This is a genomic window from Chrysiogenia bacterium (assembly GCA_020434085.1).
Taxonomy (GTDB): domain Bacteria; phylum JAGRBM01; class JAGRBM01; order JAGRBM01; family JAGRBM01; genus JAGRBM01.
Genome location: JAGRBM010000310.1, coordinates 1 through 6,677, shown reverse-complemented (window position 1 = coordinate 6,677; position 6,677 = coordinate 1). Strand labels below are relative to the sequence as shown.

Annotated in this window: 7 protein-coding genes and 1 pseudogene; 1 reads left to right on the top strand and 7 read right to left on the bottom strand. The window is 63.4% G+C overall.

What is annotated here, in order from left to right:
* The 7 genes and pseudogenes from KDH09_10795 to KDH09_10765 all read right to left on the bottom strand — a co-directional run.
* The coding region (locus KDH09_10795; protein ID MCB0220172.1) for a pentapeptide repeat-containing protein at positions 1 to 580 on the bottom strand (580 nt) is incomplete at its 3' end.
* A 200-nt stretch (positions 581 to 780) separates the two neighbouring features.
* Positions 781 to 1,119 carry an RNA-binding protein gene (locus tag KDH09_10790; GenBank protein MCB0220171.1) on the bottom strand — a complete coding sequence of 113 codons (339 nt, stop codon included), beginning with the start codon at positions 1,117 to 1,119 and terminating at the stop codon, positions 781 to 783.
* A 381-nt stretch (positions 1,120 to 1,500) separates the two neighbouring features.
* Positions 1,501 to 1,815, bottom strand: a complete 315-nt coding sequence (locus tag KDH09_10785; protein ID MCB0220170.1) for an RNA-binding protein — start codon at positions 1,813 to 1,815, stop codon at positions 1,501 to 1,503.
* Between the two features lie 269 nt (positions 1,816 to 2,084).
* A complete protein-coding gene (locus tag KDH09_10780) occupies positions 2,085 to 2,393 on the bottom strand; it encodes a helix-turn-helix transcriptional regulator (protein MCB0220169.1) in 309 nt (102 codons plus the stop codon).
* 19 nt (positions 2,394 to 2,412) lie between these two features.
* A pseudogene (locus KDH09_10775) lies at positions 2,413 to 2,746 on the bottom strand (type II toxin-antitoxin system RelE/ParE family toxin).
* 35 nt (positions 2,747 to 2,781) lie between these two features.
* The gene (locus KDH09_10770; GenBank protein ID MCB0220168.1) at positions 2,782 to 3,813 is read right to left on the bottom strand and encodes an aldo/keto reductase; all 1,032 of its coding nucleotides are present in this window, start codon (positions 3,811 to 3,813) and stop codon (positions 2,782 to 2,784) included.
* Between the two features lie 178 nt (positions 3,814 to 3,991).
* Positions 3,992 to 4,795, bottom strand: a complete 804-nt coding sequence (locus KDH09_10765) for a hypothetical protein (GenBank protein MCB0220167.1) — start codon at positions 4,793 to 4,795, stop codon at positions 3,992 to 3,994.
* A 159-nt stretch (positions 4,796 to 4,954) separates the two neighbouring features.
* Here KDH09_10765 and KDH09_10760 point away from each other — a divergent pair, with 159 nt between their 5' ends.
* Positions 4,955 to 6,472, top strand: a complete 1,518-nt coding sequence (locus KDH09_10760) for a hypothetical protein (protein MCB0220166.1) — start codon at positions 4,955 to 4,957, stop codon at positions 6,470 to 6,472.
* Positions 6,473 to 6,677 lie beyond the last annotated feature (205 nt).

Below are 6,677 nucleotides of genomic sequence, written 5' to 3'. Positions count from 1 at the left end.
TCGCCCCGCGCAGGTCGGCGCCAGAGAAGTCGGCGCCACGCAGCACCGCGCTGGATAGATCGGCGGCGCGCAGGTCGGCGTATTGGAGCTGCGCCCCTTCGAGGTTGGCTTCTTTCAGGTTGGCGCCGCCCAGCTTCGCCCGCTCGAAATTCGCACCCGGGGCGTAGGCCCGGTAGAACAGCGCGCCCGAGAGATCGGCGCCGCGAAAGACACAGTCCGAGAGGTTGGCGTGCTGGAAGTCGGCATGTTCGAGGTGGGCACCGGCAAAGCCGCTCTGGCGAACGTCGGCGCTCCGAAAGTTGGCAGCGCGGGCATCGGCGCGCTCGAAGTGGGCGTTTACCAGCCGCGCCTTCTCGAAATCGGCGCTGGGCAAACTGGCCCCCACGAAGTTTGCGCGCGTCAAAAAGGCCCCGCGGAAATCGGCGGCCGTCATCACCTGCCCGGCGTAGTCGGCGCTCGCCTTGTCGGCACCGGCCACGTCGGCGCCGTAACGGCGCACCCGCTCGGGCCGGCGCGGCGCCTCGGACGCGCAGGCGCTCAGGATAAAGAAGAGAACTGCTGGAATGATGAGGTGCTTCATGCTGGACAGAATCCGGGCCTTTGAAAGAACGCACCCGCCGCGAGTGAAACGAGTATGCCCGACCGGCACCTCCGGTTCAAAGGCTATTCGCCCTGCCCCCTTCGGGGGAGCAGGGAAGGAACGCTGCGCTCGCTCCAAACAAAAAGAGCCCGGTCCTCACCGGACCGGGCTCTTTCCTTGTGTGCGAACTCTCGGATCGCTTAGTAGCGATCGCGACCGCCGCCGCCGTAACCACCACGGTCACGACCGCCGCCGCCGCCGTAGCCGCCACGGCCACCGCCGCCGCCGCCACCGCGCGAACGCTCCTGGGCCTGGTTGACCTTCAGATTGCGTCCACCCATGTCGGTGTTGTCGAGGGCGGAGATGGCGCTCTGGGCGTCTTCACCGTTCTCGAAGGTCACGAAACCAAAACCGCGGGGGCGACCGGTATCACGATCAGTGATCAGGGCCACTTCCTGCAGGGGGCCAAAGGCCTCGAACTTGCTGCGGACTTCTTCTTCGGTCGCACTGAACGGCAGGTTTCCAACATAGACTTTCATGAACTGATTCCTTCTCTAAACGAGTAACTCGGCTGGGCCACGGCGCATTCTTCGATCCCTCCGGAGCCATTCCAGTGGCAATGGAAATCCGGCAGGTCGTCCCGGGTTTTCCCGGAACAGGTAGCGAGGTCGAGGCCGTTTACTTGAGACTTATGCGCGCGGATGAACCGAAAGCGAGAAGTGGTGGGTAACTGCGAATCAAACCCTCGTTGGGTGAAAAGTATCAGGGTTTTCGAAAAGAAATCAACAAAAAAATAGGGGCTCAGGGCGCCCTGCAGGGCCCTTAGGGAGCACCTGGCTTCTCCGGCCCCCCTTTTTCGCCAAACAAAAGAGCCCGGTCCTCTCGGACCGGGCTCTTCATTTTGCAAACTTTCGGATCGCTTAGTAGCGATCGCGTCCGCCGCCGCCGTAACCACCACGGTCACGGCCGCCACCACCGCCGCCGCCGCCACGCTGACGGTCCTGGGCCTGGTTGACCTTGAGGTTGCGGCCACCCATGTCGGTGTTGTCGAGGGCCGAGATGGCGTTTTGCGCGTCTTCGGCGTTCTCGAAGGTCACGAAACCAAAACCGCGGGGGCGGCCGGTGTCGCGATCGGTGATAAGAGCCACTTCGGAAAGGGGGCCATGGGCCTCGAACTTGCCACGGATCTCATCTTCGGTCGCGCTAAAGGGCAGATTGCCAACATAAACTTTCATTACAGATTCCTTATTTCTCGAATAAATCGGCTGGGCCACGGCACATTTCGTCGGGTCCTGCGGGCACATTCCAGTGGCAATGCATGCGCGCAGGTCGTTCCAGAACTACCTGGAACCGATGGTCGGGGCCGTTTACTTGAGACTTAAGGCGTGCGGATGAACCGGAAGCGAGAAGTGGTGGGTAACGAATCAAACCCTCGTTGGGGCGAGAGTATCGGGGGTTTCTCTGAGGAAAGCAACTTTTATTATTCGTCGGACCTGAAAAAGGCTCAGGCGCCCAGCTTGATCTGGGTCTCACCGAAGCGGGCCACCAGGTCGAGCTCCCCTCCCAGGGCCTCGATCAGCTCCCGCAGGGTTTCCAGACTGGCGTGCATTCCGCTCTCGGTCTTCGAAATGGCCCCCTGCGTGAGCCCTGCCCGCTCTGCCAACTGCGCCTGCGTGATCCCCAGCGCCTTGCGAATCTGCGCGAGGCTCGCCTCCACCTCGGCCAGCTCGGCCAGCGCTTCGGACCGCAACTGCGCCGCGCGCTTTTTCCCGACCTTTGCGTCTCGAATGTCCGACCACTTATGGGTTTTCATGGCTCTGTCTTCCGCCGGGCTATTCCCGTTCTTCGAGATACCGCGCATAGAGGGTTTCAGCCCTCGGCACCTCGCGCTGATAAAAACGATCGTCACCTTCCTTCGAACCACCCAGCAACAACACCGCATTCCGTGATGGGTCGAAAGCGTAAAGGATGCGAATGACCCGATGGTTGACACGCAGCTCGAAGAGTTTTTCGCTCCCGGTAATCTTGCTGGAATACGGAAAAGGCAGATTCACGCCTTTCTCCTCCAGCAGATCGACTACCCGCGTAACCGCCTCGGTTTCTTTATCCGGGAAGGGCGTCATACCACTCCCGAAATTCATCCGTGGCAACAACATCAGTCGCCACAATAATCCCTATCGGAATATTCTGTCAAGGAATATTTACCACTTCTTCTGGATGTTCGCCATGAAGCTATACGGGTAGTCGAGTTTGAGCCGGCTTACCTCGTCGAGGCGGCGCTGGTGTTCGTGGGGGAGTTCCAGGGCGGCGGCCTTCACGTTGTCATCGAGCTGCTCGAGGCTGCGGGCGCCGAAGATGACGGAGCTGACTGTGGGGCGCGTGAGCAGCCAGGCCAGCGAGACCTCGCTGGGGGTGGCGCCCAGCTCGGCGGCAACCTTCTTCACTTCCTCGATCACGGCCCAGTTGTGATCGGATCCGTACTCGGCGAGCCGGTCCTTCCAGCGCGAGAGGCGCCCGCCCTCTGGCGGCGGGGCGTCCTTGTCGTACTTGCCCGAGAGGAAGCCGCCCGCAAGCGGCGACCAGGGCAGCAGCCCCAGGCCAAAGCGCTCGAGCGCCGGGATGTGTTCGAGGTCGAGGTTGCGCTTTACAAGAGAGTACTGGGCCTGCAGGGTCACGAATTTCTCCAGGTGCTTGCTCTCGCTCAGGCACAGGCTCTCCACCAGGCGGTAGGCGGCGTAGTTGCTCGCGCCGATGTAGAGGACCTTGCCCTGGCGCACCAGGTCATCGAGGGCGCGAAGCGTCTCGTCTTCGGGCGTCTCGAAGTCCTGCATGTGGATCTGGTAGAGATCGATGCGGTCGGTCTGCAGGCGCTTTAGAGAATCCTCGACCGCGCGCATGATGCGCAGCCGCGAGGCGCCCGAGTGATTCGCTTTGGGCCCGAAGCCCATCGTGAAGCGGCACTTGGTGGCCAGCACCACCTCGTCGCGGCGGCCTTCCTTGTGAAACCACTTGCCGATGATCCGCTCAGTGAGGCCGTCCTGGCCGTAGACGTCGGCGGTGTCGAAGAAGTTGATGCCTGCTTCGAGCGCGCGGTCCATGATGGCGAACGAGGTCTTCTCGTCGCAGCCCACCTTGTGCATGAAGGATTTCTCGTCGGCCTCGCCGAAGGTCATCGTGCCAAGACAAAGCGCCGAGACCTTCGCGCCGCTCCTGCCGAGTCTGCGGTATTCCATGGATTGCCTCCCCAGGGTTTTCGAGTGGGTCATAGGATGCCGGAGGCGGGTGGGAGGTTGCAAGCGCAGCAACGGACCCCGGGACCTCTCAGCGTGCACGTGCTCGTGCACGTGCTCGTGCACGTGCAGGTGCACGATTCGGAGCCCCGAATCAGCCGAAGCGTACGGTCGTAAGCGCTCAGTCCCTCTTCGAGGCCTTGTGCTTCTTCTTCGGCTGCTTCTTCACTTCACTGCGAAGCTGCTCGCGGTCTTTTTTGTAGTGATACTCGCTCTGCTCGGGCGGATACTTCGATCCCTCTCCCACGGGGCAGGCCTCGCGCACGTCGAGCCATTTTTCCCAGTGGCGCGCGACGGGATCGTCGAGGGGTTCTTCCTCATCCTGCTGCGACGCGCGGGTGGCCTGCAGCGCCGCTTCGAGCGCGTCGGTGCACGGGGCCTCGCAGTCCTTGCAGACCTGCACCACCACGGTGTCGTCGGGGCCTTCGGTGTCGAAGACCACGGCGGCGCGCAGTGCGATCCACGGGCCATGCTCGGGGTGGACGGAGAGGTTGCTCGGGGAGAGATCGGCCATGCCGGCGATGCGGGCGAGTTCCTGGATGGCGACGCCGCCGTTCTCGACCGACGCGCCGCGCTCGGGCACGTGGGCGGCGAGCCGGTAGCTCGCCTCGATGCCGGTCTCTTCGACCACCTCCTCGACCGCCCGCTCGATCTCGCGCTGGGCGTAGGTATCGACCGGGTCGGGGTGGCCCATCAGGGTCTCGTCTTCGGCCATGGCTTCGAGCAGCCGGGGCCAGAGCGCGCGGGTGTTGCCGATCACGACGACCAGCGACCTGGGGTTTCCGTAGTCGGGCAGCTCGAACTCGGGCGCCCGGGCGGCGATGGTGGCATTGTAGCGCCCCACCTGGGTGGCCGCGCACAGGTCGAGGCCAGCCTCCATGAGGCGCGCCGCCAGCCCTTCCTCGATGTCGATCCATTCATCCATAGACGGCCGCTCTCATACCACGGCCCGCGCGGCAGGGTAAGAGTCACCGATTGGTAACAGCAGCGTCGCAGCCCCTTTTGAACGGGCCGGGCACACTGGGCCCTGCACAACGGCCCCGCGCGCGCCGCGGGGGACGCACGAGAAGGAAGACAAAGCGCCATGAAACCCAACAATTTTATCGCCCTGCTCGCCCTCACCGCGCTGACCGGCCTCGCCTCCGCCTGCAGCGGCAAGCTCACCCACGTGGGCGACTACCACTCGGGAGAGAAAAAAGGCACCGAGATCGTCAGTGTCCAGTCGGCCTCCGATATGGCGGCGGTTACGAACTCCGAAAAGGGATTCGTCGACATCCTCGACCTCTCTGATCCCACTGCGCCCAGGCGCAAGGCCCGCTACGACCTGATGCTCGCCGAGGGCGAGGAACTCACCAGCGTGGCGCTGCATCCTGAATGGAACCTCTTTGCCGCCGGCGTGCGCAGCGGCAGCGTGCGCGGCCCGGGCCGCCTGATCCTGGGCCTGCCCAGCTCGGGCGCGATCGTCAAGGAACTGCCGACCGGGTTCCACCCCGACTGCGTGGAGTTCGATCCCACCGGCAATTTCCTGGTGGTCGCCAACGAGGGCGAAGACTTCGACTTCGATGCGGGCAGCAAAACCTTCAACTCGCCCCCGGGCAGCATCACCGTCGTCGACCTGCGAGGTGGCATCGCCACCGCCTCGGTCATCGACGTGCCGCTTCCCGACGTGGCCGGCATCGAGGGAATGCCCACCGTTGACGACAAGCGCTTCCTCGAGCGCCCCATCGACATCAACGGTGACGGCGTGATCTCCGGGGAGATGGACTTCGACGGCGACGGCGAGATCACGAAGAAGAAAATGGTGAGCCTGGGGACCATCGACTACGTCGAGGTCCGCGGCCGCGAGGACAAGGGCGAGGAAGAGATTATGGTCCCGATCGCCAACGGACGCGCCAAGTTCCTCGAGCCCGAGTACGTCGCGTTCAGCCCCGACGGCATGACCGCCTACGTCACACTCCAGGAAAACAACGCCATCGCCGTAGTGAACCTGCCGGAGGCTACGGTCGAGCGCATCTTCGGCCTGGGAACGACGACCCACATGGCCGACCTCATCGATGAAGAGGACAAGGACAAGCCCGTCAAGATCTCGTTTACCCAGAGCCTGACCGCCTTCCGCGAACCCGACGGCCTGGCCGTGAGCCCCAACGGCAAGTGGATCTTCACCGCCGACGAGGGCGATACCGAACCCAAGGCCGCCAAGACGCCCGAGGACCTGCCCAAGGGCGGCGGCCGCACCATGAGCGTCTTCGACGCGGCCACCGGCATGCTGCTGGGTGATACCGGCAACCAGATCGACGAGGCCGCCCACGCCGCGGGCGTCTACCCCGACGGTCGCAGCGACTCCAAGGGCAGCGAGCCCGAGACCGTCATCGCTTTCGAGCGACGCGGCGTCACCATGGCCATCGTCGCCCTCGAGCGCGCCAGTGCCCTGGCGCTCGTTGAGATCAAGGACCCGGCAAAGCCCATGGTGGTGGAGGTCGCGGCGCTTCCCAAGGGCTCGAAAGCCCCCGAGGGCATCGCCCTCTACTACAAGGGCAACAAGCTCTACGTCCTGTGCGCCAACGAAAAGTCCGGCGACCTGAGCGTCTTTGAAATGAACTAAGCCCCGACGAAAAGCCGGGAAGAGGAAAACGGCCCGCTCGAAAGAGCGGGCCGTTTTTTTTCTCGCAAAACCCCCACGTTTCTTCAAAAAAAGTGCGGTCCATCTCGGGTCATCTTAGGCCATCGCGGACCATCGTGGGTCATCTCGGTCCATCTTGGGCCGCCGCCCCCTTGCGCGTTTTTGAAAAATCCGTATCTTGAAAAGT